Genomic DNA, 20000 nt, shown 5'->3' with positions numbered 1-20000 from the left:
AGCAGGATGTTCGCGGCGTCGGCCGTCGTGAGCCGTTCTGCCATGCCCCACAGGTACTCCGGGCCGGGACCGCGGGCAAGCCCGTCCGGCCGACATCACCCCGCCCCGGACCGTGGATCCGTCCAGGCAAGTGCGTGGGTTCGTCCCTTCAGCGGAGCCCGGGGCCGACCTAGTGTCGAGCCATGCTCACCGTTGAGTCCGCCACGCCACGCCCCGACGACCGCCCCGACGAACGGTGGTCCCTCGACCTGGCCGGCCGCTGGGCCTACGCCCTGGACCCCGAGGGCGTCGGGCACCTCGACCAGTGGTTCCGGCACGGTCTGCCCGGCACCCCCGCGACAGCCGAGCTGCCCGGCTCCCTCCAGCACCAGGGCATCGGCGACCCGGTCGGCGTGGACACCCCGTGGACCGGCAGCATCGTGGACCGCTCCTACTTCACCGACGACCGCTACGCCCCCTACCGCGAGCCGGGCGCCGTCTCGGTGCCGTTCTGGCTGCAGCCGCGGGTGTACTACCGCGGCGCGGCGTGGTTCCAGCGGGAGGTGCTGGTCCCGGAGCACTGGGCGGCCCGTGACGTCGTGCTGCACCTGGAGCGGGTGCACTGGGAGTCGACCGTGTGGCTGGACGACCACGAGGTCGGCTCGGCGCGCAGCCTCACCACCCCGCACCGCTTCGACCTGGGCCGGCTCGCACCGGGCCGGCACCGGCTGACCGTCCGCGTCGACAACCGGACCGTCGTCGACGTCGGGCCGAACGCCCACAGCGTCTCGGACCACACCCAGGGCAACTGGAACGGGATCATCGGCGAGCTGTCGCTCACCGCGGTGCCGGCGGTCACGGTCCGGCGGGTCCGCGTGGTGCCCGACGTCGCCGCCCGGTCCGTGCTCGTGAAGGTCGACATCGCGGCCGGCACGGCCGGTGCGGGCACGGGGACCGTGCGGGTCTCGGCGCGGCGGTTCAACGTGGCCGGCACGCACGAGGCCGGTCCGGCGACCGCCGCCTTCGAGGCGGAGCACAGCCGGGACCTGGGCGAGCGCGGGCTGACCGCCGGCGGCACCCACGTGGACGTGCTCCTGGAGCTGGGGGCCGGCGCGGTCATGTGGGACGAGTTCGAACCGGCGCTGTACGAGCTCACCGTCGAGCTGGTCGCCGACGTGCACGGGCAGCAGCACCGGGACGTGGCGCGCACCGTGTTCGGGCTGCGGGAGGTCGGCGTGGACGGCACGCAGGTGACCGTCAACGGCCGCCGGACCTTCGTGCGCGGCACCCTCGAGTCGTGCGTCTTCCCCCTGACGGGGTACCCGCCGACCGACGTCGCGTCCTGGCGCCGGGTCATCGCCGTCTGCCGGGCGCACGGCCTGAACCTGCTCCGGTTCCACTCCTGGTGCCCGCCGGAGGCGGCGTTCACGGCGGCGGACGAGGCCGGCTTCTACCTCCAGGTCGAGGGCCCGGTCTGGGCCAACCAGGGGGCCTCGCTCGGGGAGGGCGGGCCGGTCGACGCCTTCCTGTTCGACGAGACCCGGCGCATCCTCGACGCCTACGGCAACCACCCGTCGTTCGTCATGATGGCGCACGGGAACGAGCCCAGCGGCCGGGACGCGGAGCTCCTGGCCTCCTGGGTCACCACCTGGCGCACCTACGACCCCCGACGCCTGTACACGAGCGGGGCGGGCTGGCCCGCCCTGGCCGAGAACGACTACGACAACATCCCTGACCCGCGCGCGCACCGCTGGGGCGAGGGCCTGGCCTCCCGCCTGAACGGACGCCCGCCCGAGACGGAGTCCGACTACGCCGAGTGGGTACGGTCGCGGCCCCGCCCGATCGTCAGCCACGAGATCGGCCAGTGGTGCGCCTACCCCGACCTCGGCGAGCGGGTGCGGTACACGGGTCTGATGGAGGCCCGCAACTTCGGCATCTTCGCCGACTTCCTGGACGAGGCAGGGATGGGCGACCAGGCGGAGGCGTTCCTGCACGCCTCGGGCAAGCTGCAGACCCTCTGCTACAAGGAGGACGTCGAGGCAGCCCTGCGCACGGCGGGGTTCGGCGGGTTCCACCTGCTCGGGCTCAGCGACTTCCCCGGCCAGGGCACGGCGCTGGTCGGTGTGCTCAACCCGTTCTGGGAGTCGAAGGGGTACGCGACCGCCGAGGAGTTCGCCCGTTTCTGCGGTCCCACCGTGCCCCTGGCGCGCCTGCCGCGGCGGGTGTGGTCCACCGACGAGCAGATCCGGTTCGAGGTGCAGGTCGCGCACTTCGGCGCCGGACCCCTGGAGGCCGACGTGCGCTGGAGCGTCCTCGACGACGGCGGGGCGCAGCTCGCGGCCGGGACGATCGCCGAGGGGACGACGATCCCGGTCGGCAACGACACCCGGTTCGCGCCGGTGCAGGTGCCCCCGCCCGCCTCCGGGGCCGCGCGGCTGACCCTCGTGGTCACCGTGGAGGACGCGTCCGGCGACCGGTTCGAGAACGACTGGGGCCTGTGGGTGTACCCGCCGGACGAGCACGTCGCCGTGCCGGACGGGGTGGTGGTCACCGGACGCCTCGACGAGGCCGTCCGGCGTGCCACGGACGGCGCGACCGTGCTGCTGGAGGTGGCGCCGCAGGACATCGGCAACGACGTGGCCCTCGGCTTCACCCCGGCCTTCTGGAACACCGCATGGACCGGGGGCCAGGCGCCGCACACCCTCGGGATCCTGCACGACCCGGAGCACCCGGTGTTCCGGCACTTCCCCACGGACGGCTGGACGGACTGGCAGTGGTGGGAGCTGCTGCACGGCGCCCGTGCGATGCTGCTCGACGGCCTGCCGCCGGCGCTGCGCCCCGTGGTGCAGCCGATCGACACCTGGTTCGAGGCACGCCGGCTCGGCGCGCTGGTCGAGGCCCGGCTCGGCCGCGGCAGGATCATGGTCAGCTCGCTGAACCTCGACCCGGGCGGGGACCGTCTCGCGGCACGCCAGTTCCGGCGGGGCCTGCTGGAGTACCTGGCGGGCCCGGACTTCGCGCCCGCGCACACCGTCACGCCGGCCGGGCTGGAGAGCCTGCTGCGGTGAGGTCGCCGTCGTCGGGCGGGGGCGCCGGTTCCCGGGCGCCCCCGTGGACGCCCCGCCCGATGACGTAGTGTCGCCTCGTCCCCTCCGGACCCTCACGATCCGGTTCCCGTACCCGAGGTGGGCTGATGACCGTTCCGCTGTCCCTGCGTGTTCCCTCCCGCGACGCCGACCAGCCGCCTCCCCCGGAACCCGGCGTCCTGGCGGGGGCGCTCGGCCGGCTGGAGGACGGCGGGGGCGCGCCGCCCGGTCGCGCCGACGCCGAGCTGCTGCTGCACGCGCGCGACACCGACCTGGACCGGCTCCTCGCCGTGGCCGGGGCGCTCCGGGACGAGGGTCTGCGGGACGCGGGCCGGCCCGGCGTCATCACGTACTCCCGCAAGGTGTTCGTGCCGCTGACGCACCTGTGCCAGGACCGCTGCCACTACTGCATCTTCGTGCAGACGCCGGGCAAGCTCGCCAAGGCCGGCATCTCGCCGTACATGTCGGCCGACGAGGTGCTGGAGGTCGCCCGGCAGGGCGCCGCGCTGGGCTGCAAGGAGGCCCTGCTCACCCTCGGCGACCGGCCGGAGAACCGCTGGCCGGTGGCCCGGCAGTGGCTCGACGACCACGGCTACGCCTCGACGCTCGACTACGTGGGCCACATGGCGCGCCTGATCCTGGACGAGACGGGCCTGCTCCCTCACCTCAACCCTGGCGTCATGTCGTGGGCGGAGCTGCAGCGGCTCAAGCCGGTCGGCCCGTCCATGGGCATGATGCTGGAGACCACCTCGTCGCGGCTGTGGACCGAGAAGGGCGAGGCCCACTTCGGGTCCCCCGACAAGGACCCGGCCCTGCGGCTGCGCGTGATCGAGGACGCGGGCCGATCCCGCATCCCGTTCACCACCGGCGTGCTGCTGGGCATCGGCGAGAACTCCGCCGAGCGCGTGGACTCGATCCTGGCCCTGCGCGACGCGCACGCCCGGCACGGTCACGTGCAGGAGGTGATCGTGCAGAACTTCCGCGCCAAGTCGGCCACCGCCATGATGGGCGCCGCCGACCTGGGGACGCAGGAGTACGCGGCCGCCGTCGCCGTCACGCGGGTGCTGCTCGGCCCGGGGATGCGCGTGCAGGCCCCGCCGAACCTGACCGACGCCGCCGAGCTCCAGCTCCTGGTGCGCGCCGGCATCGACGACTGGGGCGGCGTCAGCCCGCTCACCCCGGACCACGTGAACCCCGAGCGGCCCTGGCCGCACATCGAGGACCTGGCCCGGCTCACCGCCGAGAGCGGCTACGCGCTGCGCGAGCGCCTGACCGCCCACCCGCACTACCTGCGCGAGGCCCGCGCCGGCGCCGACTGGATCGACGACCGCCTCCGCGACCGCGTCCTGGCCCAGGCGGACGACTACGGCCTGGCCCGCCACGACGCACTCCTGGGCGAGTTTCCCTCCTCCCCCGTCCCGCCCACGCCAGCCGCTTCGTCGAGTGCTGGACATTCGCCCTCCTCAGCGCCCCGGAAGGGCGGATACCCAGCACTCGACGGAGGCGGGCGGTTGGGGGCGTTGTTGAGCGATGTCCGGAGTGACCCCCGTGGGGCGGACGACGCCGCCTGGGTCGAGCTGCTCGGGGCCGACGGCGCCGACCTCGAGGACCTCACCGCGCTCGCCGACCAGGTGCGCCGCGAGCAGGTGGGCGACGCCGTGACCTACGCCGTGAACCGCAACATCGACGCGTCGCTGGGCCTGCCGCCCGAGCGGGTCGCCGAGCTCGCGGCCGAGGCCGTCGCGCTGGGCGCCACGGAGGTGTGCGCGCAGGGCGTGCCACCCGCCGACCAGGGCGCCGACGCCTACCTCGACCTGGCCCGCGCCGTGAAGCGCGGCGGCCCCGGCCTGCACCTGCACGCCTTCCGCCCCGCCGAGCTCGCCGACGGCGCCGCCCGCGCGGGCCTGCCGCTCGCGGACTGGCTGGCCGAGCTGCGGGCGGCCGGCGTCGACACCGTGCCGGGCACCGGCGCGCGCATCCTCGACGACCGGGTCCGCGACCTGCTCACCGGCGGCACCGACATCCCGGCGGACCGCTGGGTCGAGCTCGTCGCCGCGGCGCACACCGCGGGCCTGCGCTCGACGGCGACGATCGTGTACGGCCACGTCGAGTCGGCCCGCGACCAGGTGCGGCACCTGCGCACCCTGGCGCGCGTCCAGGACGCGACCGGCGGCTTCACCGAGCTGATCCCCATGCCGTGGCTCCCCACGGAGTCCCCCGTGCCGGTGCCCGGCGCCCGCGCCGCGACCCCGCGCGAGAGCCGCGCCCTGCACGCCGTGGCGCGCCTCCTGCTCGCGGGGCGCATCGACCACGTGCAGGCGGCCTGGACCAAGCTCGGCATGCGCGGGGCACAGCGCGTGCTCGCGGGCGGTGCCGACGACCTGGGCGGCGTGCTGCTCGACGGCGTGCTCGACCCCGACGCCGGCCCCGAACAGGGCCGCGAGCTCACGGTCGCCGACGTGACCCGGCTGGCCGCCGAGCTCGGCCGACCCGTCCGCCAGCGCACCACCACGTACGAGCAGGTGAGGTGACGACGGCGCACCCGGAGCACAGCGGCCCGGCCCACCCCGACGGCGCGGGCCCCGACGTCGACGTGGCGATCGTGGGCGCGGGCCTGGCCGGCGTCGGGCTCGGCGCCCGCCTCCGGCGCGCCGGACGCCCCGGCTTCACCGTCCTGGAACGGGCCGACGACGTGGGCGGCACCTGGCGCGACAACGTCTACCCGGGTGTCGCGTGCGACATCCCGAGCGCGCTGTACTCCTACTCGTTCCTGCCCCAGCCCGCCTGGTCACGGGTGTTCGCCCCGGGCGCCGAGATCCACCGGTACGTCCGCGACGTGGCCCGCTCCGAGGGCCTGGGCCCGCACCTGCGCCTGGGCACCGGCCTCACGGCCGCCCGCTGGGACGACGACGCCGCCACCTGGCACCTGTCCACGTCCCGCGGGCCGCTGACGGCTCGGGTGCTGGTCACCGCCGTCGGGCGGCTCAGCGAGCCCCGCGTGCCCGACATCCCGGGGCTCGGCACGTTCCCCGGCCGCATGTTCCACTCCGCGCGCTGGGACGCCCGGTCGCTGGACGGGCTGCGGGTCGGCGTGGTCGGCACCGGCGCCAGCGCCGTGCAGCTCGTGCCCGAGGTGGCCGAGCGGGCGGCGTCCGTCGTCGTGCTGCAGCGCACGCCGCCGTGGGTGCTGCCGCGCGGCGACCGCGCGTACGCGCCCGGCGAGGCTCCGCCCGACCGGGCGGCGCTCGCGGAGGAGGCGGAGCACCTGTTCGACGCGCGCGTGGCGGGGAGCGCCGCCGAGGCGGTGCTGCGCGAGCAGGCACGGGCGCACCTGCACGCCCAGGTGCCGGACCCGGCCCTGCGGGCGCTGCTCACCCCGGACTACGCCGTGGGCTGCAAGCGCGCGCTGTTCAGCGACGACTGGTACCCGGCCCTCCAGCGGCCGCACGTCACGCTGGAGCCCAGCGCCCCGGTGGCGGTCGAGGGGTCGACGGTCGTCGCGGCGTCGGGCGCGCGGTACGAGGTGGACGTGCTGGTGCTGGCCACGGGGTTCGAGACCACACGCCCGCCGTTCGCGGACCTGGTGACGGGTCGCGACGGGCGCACGCTGGCCGAGCACTGGGCGGACGGCATGACGAGCCACGCCTCCACGGTGGTGCACGGGTTCCCGAACCTGTTCGTGCTGGACGGCCCCAACGCGGGGCTGGGGCACCACTCGGCGCTGGAGGTGATCGAGGCGCAGATCGGCTACGTGCTCGGCGCGCTCGACCACCTGGACGCGACCGGCGGCCCGCTGGAGGTCTCGGCGGCGGCCGAGGCCGCCTACACCCGCGAGGTGGACCGGCTGGCCGCGGGGACGGTGTGGCTGCGGGGCGGCTGCCGGAGCTGGTACGTCGACGAACGGTCGGGCCGGCTCACGCTGCTGTGGCCCGGGCGGGCGAGCGAGTTCCGTGCGCGGTTCGGCGTGTTCGACCCGCTGCCGTTCGCCGCGGAGCCGTCGCGGGCGGCCTCGCCATAGGTCAGCGATCACTGTATGGTCAGCGCATGCTGACCATTTCCTCGCGGCTGGACGTGCTCAACCGCCTCGGCCGGGCCATGGCCGACCCCACCCGGTCCCGGATCCTCCTGAGCCTCATCGAGGAGCCCGGCTACCCCGCGCAGCTGGCCCGCGACCTGGACCTGACGCGCACGAACGTGTCGAACCACCTGGCCTGCCTGCGAGGCTGCGGCATCGTGGTCGCCACCCCGGAGGGCCGGCAGACCCGGTACGAGATCGCCGACCCGCACCTCACCCGGGCCATCGGCGTGCTGGTCGAGACGGTGCTCGCGGTGGACGACGGCGCCCCGTGCCGGGACGAGCACTGCGACGTCCCGCTGTGCTGCGGCCCGGGAGCGGGCGCGTGACCGCCACGCTCGCCCCGGCCCGCGTGCTGGTGCTGCGCCGCCGGATCCGGTGGGTCGTGGGCGCCACCATCGCGTACAACACCGTCGAGGCGGTCGTCGCCCTGGCGGCCGGCAGCGTGGCGTCGTCGGCCGCTCTGGTCGGGTTCGGCCTGGACTCGGTGGTCGAGGTGCTGTCGGCGGCCGCGGTCGCCTGGCAGTTCGCCGCACCCGATCCGGAGGCACGCGAGCGGACGGCGCTGCGGGTCATCGCCGTGTCCTTCTTCGGCCTGGCCGCGTGGGTGACCGTGGACGCCGCCCTGTCGCTGACCGGGCTGCGCGAGCCGGAGCACAGCCCCGTGGGCATCGCGCTCGCCGCCGCCAGCCTGCTGGTGATGCCGTTCCTGAGCTGGTTCGAGCGGCGCACCGGCCGCGAGCTCGGCTCGGCCAGCGCGGTGGCCGACTCCAAGCAGACCCTGATCTGCACCTACCTGTCCGCCGCACTGCTCGCGGGGCTGCTGCTCAACGGCCTGCTGGGCTGGACATGGGCCGACGCCGTGGCCGCGCTGGTGATCGCCGGCTTCGCGGTCCGCGAGGGGGTGGAGGCGTGGCGCGGTGAGGCCTGTGCGGTGCCCGTGGCTGCCCTGACCGGGGAGATCGAGGCCCACGACCACCACGACGACTGACGTCGGGTTCTGCTGTCGGCAGAGCCCGCAGACTCGGCGAGCGCATCGAACAGGTGTGCCATAGGATGATGGTATGACGCGATCGGGTGAGGTGCTGGGACTGGCGGGCGGGCAGCCTGCCGGGTCGGTGCTGCCTGATGGTGGGCTGCCCGAGGGTGGGCTGCCCGGTGGTGGGCTGCCGGCCGGTGGCGGTGGTGCGTCTGGTGCGCCCCTGCTCGGTGAGATTGGTGCAGGCATCGGGGTCGCCGGTGTGCGGGTGGTGCGGGAGGCGTTGGCGGGGTTGATTCTGCCGGGTGCCTCTGACATGTCCGGGTCGGGTCTGGTCTCGCGGGAGGTCCAGGGCGAGTGGGTGGATGTGTTGGGTGAGTTGGAGGCGGTGAAGGCTGCGGTGACCGCGACGCAGGCCCGCCTGGTGGTCGCCCTGGACGAGGCGACGCGGGCTGAGGAGGCCGCGCAGGGTGTTCGGGTGGAGCGTCAGGGTCGTGGTGTGCCGTGCCAGGTGGGTGCCGCGCTACGGGTGTCCCCGCACGCCGGTGCCGGGTTCCTCAACACGTCCCGGGTGTGGGTGACGCAGATGCCCCACACGTTCGCGGCGTTGCAGACGGGGATCCTCTCGCAGTGGCGGGCCACGTTGTTGGTCCGGGAGACGTCGCACCTGTCGGTGGAGCATCGTGCCCTGATCGACGAGCAGGTCTGCGGCCCCGCGCACCTGGGTGCTTTGGTACGGATGGGGACACGGCGGTTGGTGGCCCGGATCAAGGAACTCGCCGCGAGCCTGGATGTGCACGCGTGCGTGAACCGCAACGCGAGGGCCGTCTCGCAGCGGCGGGTCTCGATCCGTCCTGCCCCGGACCTGATGGTGTACCTGACCGCCCTGGTGCCGATGGGGCAGGGAGTACAGGCCTACGCCCAGCTCAAGCACCACGCCGAGGCCACGAAGGCGGGTGGGGACGAGAGGGGGACCGGTCAGATCATGGCCGACACTCTGATCGAGCGTGTCACTGGGCGTGGCCCGGGTCGGGCGCAGGATGTGCCGGTGGCGATCAACCTCCTGGTCTCGGACGACACGCTGCTGGCCGGCGGCACCCAGCCTGGTGTGATCACCGAGGGTGTCCCGGTGGGTGGGGGTGTGGTCCCGGCGCCGGTGGCCCGGAACCTGGTCGCGCACGCGATCGACACGAACGCGGCGTGGTTGCGCAGCATCTACACCGACCCACAGGGTCGCCTGGTGGCCACGACCTCGATGTCCCGGTTCCACCCGAACGGTCTAGCAGCCCTGCTGCGGGCTCGGGGTCAGGGTGTGTGCGCCACGTTGTGGTGTGATGCGCCGATCCGGCACCTGGACCACATCACCCCCCACGCCCAGGGCGGCCCTACCAGCCTGGACAACGGGCAAGGCCTGTGCGCGCGGTGCAACCATGCCAAGCAGGCACCCGGCTGGGTACAGAAACCCACCCAGCACGACGGACGCCACGCCGTGGAGACCACCACCCCGACCGGACACACCCACCTCTCGGTAGCACCCATGCCACCAACACCCCTGCGCGCCGACCGGGGCGGGATACCGGCCAGGATCCACGACACCGAACCAGACCGCGAACGGAACACAGGTCGGACGCGTGACTCCGGCGCGCCCGCAGACAGCGACACGTCGCCATCCACCGGGACCGACCAGCCACAGACCGACCCGAGGCAGGCCGACCAGAGGCAGACCGACCAGCCACAGACCGACCCGAGGCAGACCGACCAGAGGCAGGCCGAGCAGGCCCAAGCCGACCAGAAGCAGACCGACCACGCCCAGAACCCGCCCACAGCCGGGTCGACCGACCACGCCCAGAACCCCGCCATGGCCCGCGATCGCACCCCTGCCCCGAAATGGACACCAGCGGTCGGCATGACCGGCCCAACCCCCGGACGCACCCCACGCAGCCGCTACACCATCGGCTGCCACACCACCCACGACCACGGCGCGATCGCTTATCGACCCAGCCCACCACCCCGTCGGTCACGACACCGTCCACCGACCCGGACACCCGGCCGAACATCAACCAGGCCCCAGCAGCCCGACCTCACCTGGACCCACCCGACCTGACCGGGACCAACCATCTAGGCGATCGTGCGCCGCCGGCCCGCCAGCGCGCCGGCCAGCACCTCCGGGACCTTCATCGCCAGCAGCACCACGAGCGGGACGGTCCAGCCCGCCGTCGCGTCGTGGAGGGTGCCGATCACGAGCGGGCCCAGCGCCGCGAGGCCGTAGCCGAACGCCTGGGCCATGCCCGACAGTGCCCCGGCCTGGGCGTGGTGCTCCGTGCGCAGGCCGAACAACGAGAGAGCGGTGACGAATGCCGCGGCGGTCCCCGCCCCGAGCAGCACGATCCAGACCGGCCACCAGCCGGGCGCCAGCAGCTCGCCCACGACCGCGACGGCCGACACCCCGGAGAACGCCACCGCGAGCCCGCTCTGCCCGCGCGCCCGGCTCCGGTCGATGAGCCGCCCCGCGAGCAGCGACGCGAGGATGCCGGTCACCTGGAGCAGGCCCTGGTGCGCACCCGCCGCGCCCGGTGTGAAGCCCGCGCCGGTCTCGACCGAGGGCCACCACGTGACCACCGAGTAGTAGAACGTCGACTGCAGGCCCATGTAGCCGGCCACCTGCCAGCCCAGCAGGGTACGCCAGGGCGCGGGGCCCCTCCTCGTCGGTGCACCCGACTCCCCGCTCGACCCGTCCAGTGCCCGGCCCAGCTCCTCGGACGAGCCCGCACCATCCCGCACCGGGAACCCGCGGGCGGCGCGCCACCGTGGCACCATCACCCCCAGCGCCACCAGGGTCGTGCCCACCCACACCCCGAACGCGATCCGCCATCCCTCCGGCTGCGTCCCCGCCAGCGGCACCGCGACCACCGTGGAGATCGCGGCGAACGCCGACTGCGTCGCCGAGTACGCGCCCGTCAGGCGCCCGACCCGCTGCGGGAAGTCCCGCTTGACCAGGGCGGGCAGGGCGACGTTCAGGGTGGCGACACCCGCGCCGAGCAGCACCGTGCCCACCCAGAGCGCGCCGGGCAGCGGCACGGAGCGGGCCACGATGCCGACCCCGAGCGCGGTGAGCGCGGCGACGGCGGTGGCCTCGATCCCCCAGCGCGCCAAGAGCCGCGGAGCCACCAGCGCGAACGCGCCGAAGCACAGCAGCGGCAGCGACACCAGGAGGGACACCTCGGTCGAGGACAGGTCCAGGTCGGCAGCCACGTCGTCCGCGACCGGGCCCACCACGGTGATGGCGGCACGCAGGTTGGCCGCGATCGCGAGCACGCCCACGAGCACCAGCCCGCCGCCGACCCCCGTGCGGCCCGGTTCCATCCGTCCGGCGCTCAGAGCAGCCCCTCCTCACGCAGCACGTCCTGGGCGACGGCGAACGCGTGGTTGGCGCTCGGCACCGAGCAGTAGATCGCACTCTGGAGCAGCACCTCGCGCAGCTCGTCCACGGACAGGCCGTTGCGCAGGGCGGCGCGCACGTGCATCGCGAGCTCACCCCAGTGCCCGCCCGCCACGAGGGCCGTGAGCGTGATCATCGAGCGGGAGCGCCGGTCCAGGCCCGGCCGCGTCCAGATCTCGCCCCAGGCATACCGGGTGATGAGGTCCTGGAAGTCGGCGGTGAAGTCCGTGGTGCGCTCGGTCGCGCGGTCCACGTGCGCGTCGCCGAGCACCTCACGGCGCACGCGCATGCCTGCCTCGGCTCGCTCCGCCCCGGCGCCGTGTCCGGTGTCCCCGCTCATCGTGCCACCCCCGCCGTCACGAGATCCCGCACCAGCTCGGCCACGCGCGCGGGCGCCTCGGCGGGCGCGAGGTGCGCCACGCCGTCGAGCACCTCGGAGCGGACGGCGCCCACGCCCCGGGCGATCTCCGCCAGTGCGGCGGGCGGCGCGGGCAGGTCGTGCTCCCCCGCGATCGTCACCACCGGCACGGACGACACGGGGACGGACGACACGTGCCCGCCCGCCCCGGCGAGCCCGGGTCGCACGTCCCAGGCGGCCAGCGCCCGGCACACGGCCCCGTACCCGAACCGGTCGGCCGTCTGGAGGCTGCCCAGCAGGCGCAGCACGACCCGCGGCTCCCGCTCGACGAACCCGGGGCCGAACCATCGCCGGGCCGACCCCTCGACCTGGGTGGGCGTTCCCGCGGACTCCACGAGCCGGGCCCGGTCGAGCCACGGCCCTGGCTCCCCGAACGACGCGGCGGTGCAGATCAGGGCGGCGCCGTGCAGCCGGCCGGGCGCGTCGAGCAGCAGGTGCAGCCCCACGGCGCCGCCCACGGACACGCCCGCGTACCAGAACGGCGCGCCGACGTCACCGCGCTCGGCCTGCGCCCGCGCGACCACGTCGAGCACGGCGCGCGCGAGGTCCGGCACGGTGAGCCCGGCAAGGCCTCCGGGGTCGGGTGCAGGCGCCGAGCCGTGGCCGGGCAGGTCCCAGCCCACGACGTCGACGTCCGGCAGCAGCGGGACGACGTCCTGCCACAGGGCCGTGACGCTCGTGCCGAGCGAGGGGCCGAGCACGAGGAGCGGCCGGGCGGCGTCGGTGAGCGCGAACGGGACCACCCCGAGCGCGGGGTCGGCGGTCATGGTTCCTCCGTGCGGTCGTCGGCGGCGGCGAGCACCCGGTCCACGAGGGCGGGAGCCAGCCCCACGCCGTGGGCGTCGGGCAGGGCCGCGCGCAGGGTGCGGGCGGCGGCCTCGGCGTCGACCTCCAGCCCGTCGAGGAGCTCGGCACCCAGCCGGGACGCCGCGACGGCGTGCCGGGCGAGGTCGCGCAGGGCGGGCCACTCGGCGTGCCAGGCGCCGTCGGGCCGCTCGTCGGCGGCCAGGCCCGCCGCCGTCCGGACGGTGGCGGCGAGGTGCGGGGCCGCGAGCGCGGACCGGCGCAGCAGCACGGACAGCACCGGGTTGCGCTTGTGCGGCATGGCCGACGACGCCCCCCGGCCGGGCGCCGCCGGCTCGCGCAGCTCGTCGGCGCCGGGCCGAACGCCCTGGAGCACGTCGCCCGCGATGTGCCCGAGCGCGGCGCAGGTCTCGGCGAGGGCGTCGGCGGCGCGGGTCATGGGCGCTCGCGTGGTGTGCCAGGGACCGGGCGGCACGGGCAGGCCGAGCTCCGTACCCCAGGCGTCGACGAGCGCGAACGGGTCGTCCGTGAGCCGGGCGACGCCCGACAGCTCGCCGGCCGCCCCGCCGTAGGCCAGCGGGAGCCCCGCGGCGGCACTCGCGAGCGCGTCTCGTGCCGCGCGCAGGCCGCCGAGCCAGCCCGCGAACCGGGCGCCGAGCGTGGTCGGCACGGCGGCCTGGGCGAGCGTGCGGCCCAGGGCCGGGGCGTCCCGGTACGTGCGGGCGAGCCGGGCCGCGGCCGTGCGTGCCCGGTCGAGGTCGGCACCGGCCGTGCGCGCGGCGTCGCGGAGCACCAGCACCAGCGCGGTGTCCAGCACGTCCTGGCTGGTCAGCCCGGCGTGGATCGTCGCGGCGTGCTCGGGGGCGGCCGCCCGCAGCGCGGCGAGCAAGGGGATCACGGGGTTGCCACCGGCCGCGGCCTGCGCGGCGACCTCGCGGGCCAGCTCCTCGGCCGCCTCCCGGCCGGAGGCTCCGGTCCCGGCGAGCCCCGCGGCCGCCGCGTCGACGGCGTCCGCCACCCCGCCGGGCACCAGGCCGACGGCCGCCTGGGCACGCACCCAGGCGGCCTCCGCGGTCAGGAGCGCGCGCAGGACGGCGACGTCGTCGGTCCCCTCGTCGCCCGCCGTGCCCGGCAGCAGGAGGCCGACGTCAGGCACCGACGCCGTCCCGGCCCGCGTCGGGGCCGTCGTCGTACGTCAGGAACACGGTCTCCCCCTCCCCCTGCATGCGGATGTCGAAGCGCAGCGCGCCGTCCGGCTCGCGCACGGTGACCAGCGTCGCGCGTCGCTGCGCGTCGAGCGAGGCGAGCAGCGGGTCCGCGGCCAGCGCCGCCTGGCCCGCCCCGTCCTCGGCGGGCACGTAGGCGCGCGTGAAGAGGCGGTCCTGGAGGCCGCGGGCGAAGAGGGTCACGTGGAAGAACGCGGCACGCCCGGGCGCGGTGGGCCCCGGGGTGAGCGTGCGGAACCAGAACCCGCCCTCCCGGTCGGTCTCGGCGCGCCCCCAGCCGGTGAACGTGCCGTCGCGCAGCAGCGAGCCGCTGCGGCCCACGACGTTCCCGACGGGGTCGGCGTGCCAGATCTCGACCAGGGCGTCGGGCACGGGCGTGCCCGCGCCGTCGCGCACGGTCCCGTGCAGTCGGACGGCGCCCGCGGTACCGGCCTCGACCACCTCGTTGCCGTGGGCGTACGGCAGGGCGTACCCGAAGAAGGGCCCGACGGTCTGCCCCGGCGTCGGGGGCAGCAGGTCACTCATCGCCGTCCTCCGGCTCGGTCCACGTCCGGTGCGACCCGGTCAGGACGATGTCCCACCGGTAGCCCGTGGCCCACTCGTGCTCGGACGTGTCGTGGTCGTAGGTCGCCACGAGCCGGTCGCGGGCGCGCTGGTCCTGGATGGACTGGTAGATGGGGTCCAGCGCGAACAGGGGATCCCCGGGGAAGTACATCTGGGTGACGATGCGCTGGGTGATCTGGCGCCCGAAGAGCGAGAAGTGGATGTGCGCGGGCCGCCACGCGTTGAAGTGGTTCTTCCACGGGTACGGCCCGGGCTTGATGGTCTGGAACCGGTACCAGCCGTCGTCGTCGGTCAGCATGCGGCCGATCCCGGTGAAGTTCGGGTCGATCGGCGCAGGGTGCTGGTCGCGCTTGTGCACGTACCGGCCGGCGGCGTTGGCCTGCCAGACCTCCACGAGCTGGCGGCGCACCGGCCGGCCCTCGCCGTCGACGACGCGACCGCGCACCACGATGCGCTCCCCGATGGGCTCGCCGTCGCGCTGCACCGTCAGGTCGGCCTCCAGCGGCCCGATGTCGCGCTCGCCGAACACCGGGGAGAACAGCTCGATCGTCTCCGGGTCGGCGTGGTGCAGGTCCTTGGTCGGGTGGCGCAGCAGCGAGCTGCGGTACGGGGGCCAGTTGCGGCGCGGTCCCTGTTCCTCCGGGGCGCCCCCGTCGAGGCCCTCGGCGTACGCGGTGTGCGCGGCCGCGATCTCGGCGCTGAGCTGCGCCTGCGAGTCCGCGGCCGCGTCGAGCACGGTGCTCGGCGCCGCGGGCGCCTGTGTCGCTGTGTGGTTCATCGTCCTCGTCCTCTCGACGTCGTCGTCCGTCCCCGTGCCGTCACGCGGCGCCCGCGGGGTTCCCGAGCACCGGTCCCCAGCCGGTGTACCCCTCGGCGAGGAACCGCCGGCCGGCCTCGGAGGCGACCAGGGTGCGCAGCTCGGCCAGCCGTCGCCGGGCGGCGAACCCCGTCTCGCCGGGGTGGGCGTGCAGCATGGCGCTCATCCACGCGGAGAAGTGCTGTGCGCGCCACACCCGCTCCGACACGCGGCGGCCGTACTCGTCGAGCACGGCGTCGTCCCGCTTCGAGAACCAGGTCTCCAGCACGTCGTGCAGCACCACCACGTCCGCGAGCGCCAGGTTGAGGCCCTTCGCGCCGGTGGGCGGCACGGTGTGGGCGGCGTCGCCGGCGAGCAGCATGCGCCCGTGCCGCACGGGTTCCACCACGGACGAGCGGAACCGCAGCACCGACCGCTCCCGGACGTGCCCTTCCACGAGCCGGAACCCGTCGGGGCCGGCCACCCGGCGCTGGAGCTCGGCCCAGATCCGGTCCTCGGTCCAGCCGGCCGGGTCCTCGCCGGGGTCGCACTGGAAGTACATCCGCTGGTGGGTCTCGGTGCGCTGGCTGATCAGCGCGAACCCGTGCTCGGAAGTGGTGTAGACGAGCTCGGGTGCGCTGCGCGGGGCCTCGACGATGACGCCGAACCAGGCGTAGGGGTACTCGTGGGTGTACGTGTGCCGCTGCGACTCGGGCAGCGTGTGCCGCAGCGTGGAGCGCGACCCGTCGGCGCCGACCAGCACGTCGCAGCGCAGCTCGTGCTCCGCGCCGTCCGCGTCGGTCCACAGCACGCCGGGCCGGTCGGTGCCGGCGTCGAGCACCCGGGTGACGGTGGCGCCCCAGCGCACGTCGCCGCCGTCGGCCTCCCGGCGCGTGGCGAGGTCGGTGAAGACGGCGGTCTGCGGGTAGAGCCACACGCTGCGCCCGGTCAGCCCGGTCAGGTCCACGCGGTGGTCGGCGCCGTCGAAGCGCAGCACGATGCCGTCGTGCCGGTCGCCCTCGCGCAGCACGCGGTCCATGCCGTTGTCCGCGAGCACCTGCACGGAGGAGGCCTCCAGGATGCCGGCGCGGTGCGTGTGCTCGATCTCGTCGCGAGTGCGGGCCTCCAGCACCACGTGCTCGATCCCGGAGCGGTGCAGCAGGTGCGAGAGCAGCAGCCCGGCGGGGCCGCCGCCCACGACGGCGACGGGTGTGCGTTCCGGGGCTGGCGATGCGGTCACGGGGTCCTTCCCAGGGTCAGGCCGAGCAGCGTCTCGAGCTCGTCGTGCGTGGTGCCGTAGGTCTCCACGACGCGCGCGCCGCCGGGGCCCACGTCGAGCACGGCCAGGTCGGTGTAGACGCGGGAGACGCAGCCGACGCCGGTGAGCGGCAGCGTGCAGCGCTCCACGAGCTTGGGCGCGCCGTCCTTGGTCAGCAGCGTCATGGTCACGACGGTGCGCCGGGCGCCGACGGCCAGGTCCATCGCCCCGCCGACGGCGGGCACGGCCCCGGGCTCGCCCGTGGACCAGTTGGCGAGGTCGCCCGTGACCGAGACCTGGAAGGCCCCCAGCACGCAGACGTCGATGTGGCCGCCGCGCATCATGGCGAACGAGTCGGCCTGGTGGAAGTAGGAGGCGCCGGGCAGCTCCGTGACGGGGATCTTGCCGGCGTTGACCAGGTCGGGGTCGACGGCGTCGGCGTCCGGGGAGGGGCCCATGCCGAGCATGCCGTTCTCGGTGTGCAGCGTGATGCCGCTGCCCGTGGCGAGGTGGTCGGCCACGAGCGTGGGCAGTCCGATGCCGAGGTTGACGTACGACCCGGGCGCGATGTCCGCGGCGACCCGGGCGGCGATCTGCGCCTTGGTGAGCGGGGCGTCCGTGACCGTGCGGGTGTCGTCCAGGGGGGTCATGCCGTGATCTCCGTCCTGGCGGCGCGGGCGGGCAGCTCGACCACGGCGTCCACGTAGATGCCGGGCGTCACCACGGCCTCCGGGTCGAGCGCCCCGACGGGAACGACCTCGCGCACCTGGACCACGGTCCGCCGGGCGGCGGTCGCCATGATCGGTCCGAAGTTGCGGGCCGTCTTGCGGTACACGAGGTTCCCGGCGCCGTCGGCCCGGTCGGCGCGCACCAGGGCGAGGTCGGCGTGGATCGGGTACTCCAGCACGTGGTCGACGCCGTCGATGCGCCGGTGCTCTTTGCCCTCGGCGAGCGGGGTGCCGAAGCCGGTGGGCGTGAAGAACGCGCCGATCCCGGCGCCGGCGGCCCGGATCCGCTCGGCCAGGTTGCCCTGCGGCACGAGCTCCAGCTCCACGGCGCCGGACCGGTAGGCGGCGTCGAAGTGCCAGGAGTCGACCTGCCGCGGGAACGAGCAGACCATCTTGGCCACGCGCCCGTGCTGGATCAGCCGGGCGAGCGGGTCCTCGCCGTTGCCGGCGTTGTTGCTCACCACCACGAGGTCGGTGGCGCCCTGCTCCAGCAGGGCCTCCACGAGCTCGACGGGCTGGCCTGCCGGGCCGAACCCGCCGATCATCACGGTCGATCCGTCGGCGACGTCCCCGAGCGCGTCGAGGGCGCCGGTGCCGAACACGGTGGCGCTCATGCAGCCCCGCCGGACACGTTCTCCAGCACCACGGCCATGCCCTGCCCCACGCCGATGCAGATGGTCGCCACGCCCCAGCGGCCGCCGGTGGCCGCCAGGCGGCGGGCGAGCGTGCCGAGCACGCGCGTCCCGGACGCACCGAGCGGGTGCCCGACGGCGATCGCACCACCCCAGGCGTTGACGATCCCCTCCTCGACCGGCCAGGCGTCGAGGCACGCCAGGGTCTGCGCGGCGAAGGCCTCGTTGATCTCGACGGCGGCGACGTCGTCCCACGTGATGCCCGACCGCTCCAGGGCCCGCTCGGTAGCCGCGACGGGGGCGTACCCGAAGTACTGCGGCTCGCCCGCCACCGTTGCCCGCCCCGCAATGCGGGCGAGCGGCTCGAGGCCGGTGAGCGCCGCCGCGCGCTCGGAGCCGATCAGCGCCGCCGAGGCGCCGTCCGTCAGCGGGGAGGAGCTGCCCGCGGTGACCGTGCCGCCGGACGTACCGTCCCCCGCCGGGCGGAACGACGGCGCGAGGGCCGCCAGCCGCTCCAGCGAGGTGCCGGGACGGATCGGCTCGTCGCGCGTCAGGTCGGTGCCCGGGTACGGCGTGACGAGGTCGGCGTAGTGCCCAGCGTCCCATGCCGCGTGGGCGAGCTGGTGGCTGCGCAGCGCGTACTGGTCCTGCCGCTCGCGCGTGACGCCGTGCTTCTCGCGCAGCCGTTCGGTCGCCTCGCCGAGCGAGACGGTCCAGTCGGCGCGCATCCGCGGGTTGACCAGGCGCCAGCCCAGCGTGGTCGAGGACAGGTTCAGGTCGCCCGCCGGGAACGGCCGCTCGGTCTTGGGCAGCACCCACGGGGCGCGGCTCATCGACTCCACGCCGCCGGCCACGACCACGTCGGCGTCCCCGGCCTCGATCGCCCGGGCCGCCTGCACGGCGGCCTCCAGCGAGGACCCGCACAGCCGGTTGACGGTGGTGCCCGGCACGGTGATCGGCAGGTCCGCGAGCAGCACGGCCATGCGTGCCACGTCCCGGTTCTCCTCGCCCGCGCCGTTCGCGTTGCCCAGGATCACGTCGTCGACCACGGCGGGGTCCAGCCCGGGTGCGCGCCGCACCTGCTCGCCGACCACGAAGGCGGCCAGGTCGTCGGGCCGCACCCCGGACAGGGCCCCGCCGTACCGGCCGAACGGGGTCCGGACCGCGTCGAACACATAGGCGGTCGCCATCAGATCGTTCCTCTCATCCGGGCCAGGTCGGACTCGATGGCGGCCGCGGCCGCCTGCAGCGGGGGCAGCAGGTGCTCCAGGATCTCGGCGATCTCACCGCGCCGGACCGGCGCGGACACGTTCACCGCCGCGACGACGCGGCCCGTGCCGTCGCGCAGCGGGGCCGCGACCGAGCGCAGCCCCTCCTCCAGCTCCTGGTCCACGAGGGCCCAGCCCTGCTCCCGCACCTGCGCCAGCACGGCACGCAGGTCGTCGGGCCGGGTGACGGTGCGCGACGTCAGCGCGCTGAGCGTGGTCGAGGCGAGGTAGGCGTCCACCTCGGCCGGCTCGGCGTGGGCGAGCACCGACCGCCCCATCGACGTGGCGTAGGCGGGGAACCGGGTGCCCACCCGGATCGCCGCGTTCATGATCCGGTGCGTCGCCACGCGCGCCACGTAGACGATGTCCGCGCCGTCGAGCACCGCCACCGAGGAGGACTCCCCCACCTGCGCCGACAGCTCCCGCAGGTGCGGCTGCACGATCTCGGGCAGCGTGAGGCTCGACAGGTAGGCGTAGCCGAGGTCGAGGATCGCCGGGCGCAGCGTGAACTCCCGCCCGTCGCTCGCGACGTACCCGAGCTCGACCAGGGTGTGCAGGAACCGGCGCGCCGAGGCGCGGCTCAGCCCCGCCTCCCGCGCCACGTCGCTCAGCGTGAGCGACCGGTGGTCCTGGTCGAACGCCCGGATCACCGCCAGCCCGCGCTCCAGCGACTGCACGAACTCGGGCGAGCGGCCACCCGCGTCACTCGTCTCCTCGACCATGAGGTCCCCCTCGGCTCGGTCCATCG

Annotated in this window: 17 protein-coding genes; 6 read left to right on the top strand and 11 right to left on the bottom strand. The window is 75.0% G+C overall.

Going from position 1 to position 20000, the window contains the following annotated elements:
• Positions 1-182: 182 nt before the first annotated feature.
• The 6 genes from ACO229_RS06260 to ACO229_RS06235 all read left to right on the top strand — a co-directional run bounded on the left by ACO229_RS06260 (position 183) and on the right by ACO229_RS06235 (position 10223).
• Entirely contained in the window at positions 183-3047 is a 2865-nt protein-coding gene (locus tag ACO229_RS06260; RefSeq protein WP_423464154.1) for a sugar-binding domain-containing protein, read from the top strand.
• A 125-nt stretch (positions 3048-3172) separates the two neighbouring features.
• Positions 3173-5596 (top strand): 7,8-didemethyl-8-hydroxy-5-deazariboflavin synthase CofG, encoded by a 2424-nt coding sequence (cofG, locus tag ACO229_RS06255; protein ID WP_423464153.1) that lies wholly within the window; start codon positions 3173-3175, stop codon positions 5594-5596.
• Entirely contained in the window at positions 5593-7083 is a 1491-nt protein-coding gene (locus ACO229_RS06250) for a flavin-containing monooxygenase (protein ID WP_423464152.1), read from the top strand. The genes cofG and ACO229_RS06250 overlap by 4 nt, the downstream gene beginning before the upstream one ends.
• Positions 7084-7109: 26 nt before the next feature.
• Positions 7110-7469 carry a Cd(II)/Pb(II)-sensing metalloregulatory transcriptional regulator CmtR gene (gene cmtR, locus ACO229_RS06245; RefSeq protein WP_397415807.1) on the top strand — a complete coding sequence of 120 codons (360 nt, stop codon included), beginning with the start codon at positions 7110-7112 and terminating at the stop codon, positions 7467-7469.
• Entirely contained in the window at positions 7466-8131 is a 666-nt protein-coding gene (locus tag ACO229_RS06240) for a cation transporter (protein WP_423464151.1), read from the top strand. Before cmtR ends, ACO229_RS06240 begins: the two co-directional genes overlap by 4 nt.
• Before the next feature lie 304 nt (positions 8132-8435).
• Positions 8436-10223, top strand: a complete 1788-nt coding sequence (locus ACO229_RS06235) for an HNH endonuclease (RefSeq protein WP_423465271.1) — start codon at positions 8436-8438, stop codon at positions 10221-10223.
• 14 nt (positions 10224-10237) lie between these two features.
• On the opposite strand, the gene ACO229_RS06230 is transcribed toward ACO229_RS06235, so the two are convergent.
• From ACO229_RS06230 to ACO229_RS06180, 11 genes are read right to left on the bottom strand one after another with little or no spacing between them, the layout of a single operon-like run.
• Positions 10238-11482 (bottom strand): MFS transporter, encoded by a 1245-nt coding sequence (locus tag ACO229_RS06230; protein WP_423464150.1) that lies wholly within the window; start codon positions 11480-11482, stop codon positions 10238-10240.
• Positions 11483-11493: 11 nt separating this feature from the next.
• Entirely contained in the window at positions 11494-11898 is a 405-nt protein-coding gene (pcaC, locus tag ACO229_RS06225) for a 4-carboxymuconolactone decarboxylase (protein WP_397432775.1), read from the bottom strand.
• Positions 11895-12743, bottom strand: coding sequence for an alpha/beta fold hydrolase (locus ACO229_RS06220; RefSeq protein WP_397415815.1), 849 nt, complete (start codon positions 12741-12743; stop codon positions 11895-11897). Before ACO229_RS06220 ends, pcaC begins: the two co-directional genes overlap by 4 nt.
• Complete coding sequence (locus ACO229_RS06215; RefSeq protein ID WP_423464149.1) at positions 12740-13936, bottom strand: lyase family protein; 1197 nt, start codon at positions 13934-13936, stop codon at positions 12740-12742. Before ACO229_RS06215 ends, ACO229_RS06220 begins: the two co-directional genes overlap by 4 nt.
• Positions 13929-14531, bottom strand: coding sequence for a protocatechuate 3,4-dioxygenase subunit alpha (gene pcaG, locus ACO229_RS06210; protein ID WP_423464148.1), 603 nt, complete (start codon positions 14529-14531; stop codon positions 13929-13931). The genes ACO229_RS06215 and pcaG overlap by 8 nt, the downstream gene beginning before the upstream one ends.
• Positions 14524-15348: a protocatechuate 3,4-dioxygenase subunit beta gene (pcaH, locus tag ACO229_RS06205; RefSeq protein WP_423464147.1), complete on the bottom strand. Its 825-nt coding sequence runs from the start codon at positions 15346-15348 to the stop codon at positions 14524-14526. Before pcaH ends, pcaG begins: the two co-directional genes overlap by 8 nt.
• 40 nt (positions 15349-15388) lie before the next feature.
• Complete coding sequence (locus tag ACO229_RS06200) at positions 15389-16606, bottom strand: 4-hydroxybenzoate 3-monooxygenase (protein ID WP_423464146.1); 1218 nt, start codon at positions 16604-16606, stop codon at positions 15389-15391.
• Positions 16603-17274 carry a 3-oxoacid CoA-transferase subunit B gene (locus ACO229_RS06195; RefSeq protein ID WP_397432782.1) on the bottom strand — a complete coding sequence of 224 codons (672 nt, stop codon included), beginning with the start codon at positions 17272-17274 and terminating at the stop codon, positions 16603-16605. Before ACO229_RS06195 ends, ACO229_RS06200 begins: the two co-directional genes overlap by 4 nt.
• Complete coding sequence (locus tag ACO229_RS06190) at positions 17271-17966, bottom strand: 3-oxoacid CoA-transferase subunit A (protein WP_423464145.1); 696 nt, start codon at positions 17964-17966, stop codon at positions 17271-17273. Before ACO229_RS06190 ends, ACO229_RS06195 begins: the two co-directional genes overlap by 4 nt.
• A complete protein-coding gene (locus tag ACO229_RS06185) occupies positions 17963-19174 on the bottom strand; it encodes a thiolase family protein (protein WP_423464143.1) in 1212 nt (403 codons plus the stop codon). The genes ACO229_RS06190 and ACO229_RS06185 overlap by 4 nt, the downstream gene beginning before the upstream one ends.
• Positions 19174-19998: an IclR family transcriptional regulator domain-containing protein gene (locus ACO229_RS06180; RefSeq protein ID WP_397432787.1), complete on the bottom strand. Its 825-nt coding sequence runs from the start codon at positions 19996-19998 to the stop codon at positions 19174-19176. The genes ACO229_RS06185 and ACO229_RS06180 overlap by 1 nt, the downstream gene beginning before the upstream one ends.
• Positions 19999-20000 lie beyond the last annotated feature (2 nt).

Source organism: Promicromonospora sp. MS192, assembly GCF_049532985.1.
GTDB lineage: Bacteria > Actinomycetota > Actinomycetes > Actinomycetales > Cellulomonadaceae > Promicromonospora.
Note: the sequence above shows the minus strand (reverse complement) of the source record. Positions and strands in the feature narration are given on the sequence as shown.

Coding starts and splice junctions, on each gene's coding strand:
- ACO229_RS06230 (WP_423464150.1), bottom strand. CDS start 11,482: ATGGAACCGGGCCGCACGGGGGTCGGCGGCGGGCTGGTGCTCGTGGGC.
- pcaH (WP_423464147.1), bottom strand. CDS start 15,348: ATGAACCACACAGCGACACAGGCGCCCGCGGCGCCGAGCACCGTGCTC.
- ACO229_RS06180 (WP_397432787.1), bottom strand. CDS start 19,998: ATGGACCGAGCCGAGGGGGACCTCATGGTCGAGGAGACGAGTGACGCG.
- ACO229_RS06185 (WP_423464143.1), bottom strand. CDS start 19,174: ATGGCGACCGCCTATGTGTTCGACGCGGTCCGGACCCCGTTCGGCCGG.
- pcaC (WP_397432775.1), bottom strand. CDS start 11,898: ATGAGCGGGGACACCGGACACGGCGCCGGGGCGGAGCGAGCCGAGGCA.
- ACO229_RS06220 (WP_397415815.1), bottom strand. CDS start 12,743: ATGACCGCCGACCCCGCGCTCGGGGTGGTCCCGTTCGCGCTCACCGAC.
- ACO229_RS06235 (WP_423465271.1), top strand. CDS start 8,436: ATGTCCGGGTCGGGTCTGGTCTCGCGGGAGGTCCAGGGCGAGTGGGTG.
- ACO229_RS06260 (WP_423464154.1), top strand. CDS start 183: ATGCTCACCGTTGAGTCCGCCACGCCACGCCCCGACGACCGCCCCGAC.
- ACO229_RS06190 (WP_423464145.1), bottom strand. CDS start 17,966: ATGAGCGCCACCGTGTTCGGCACCGGCGCCCTCGACGCGCTCGGGGAC.
- pcaG (WP_423464148.1), bottom strand. CDS start 14,531: ATGAGTGACCTGCTGCCCCCGACGCCGGGGCAGACCGTCGGGCCCTTC.
- ACO229_RS06195 (WP_397432782.1), bottom strand. CDS start 17,274: ATGACCCCCCTGGACGACACCCGCACGGTCACGGACGCCCCGCTCACC.
- cofG (WP_423464153.1), top strand. CDS start 3,173: ATGACCGTTCCGCTGTCCCTGCGTGTTCCCTCCCGCGACGCCGACCAG.
- cmtR (WP_397415807.1), top strand. CDS start 7,110: ATGCTGACCATTTCCTCGCGGCTGGACGTGCTCAACCGCCTCGGCCGG.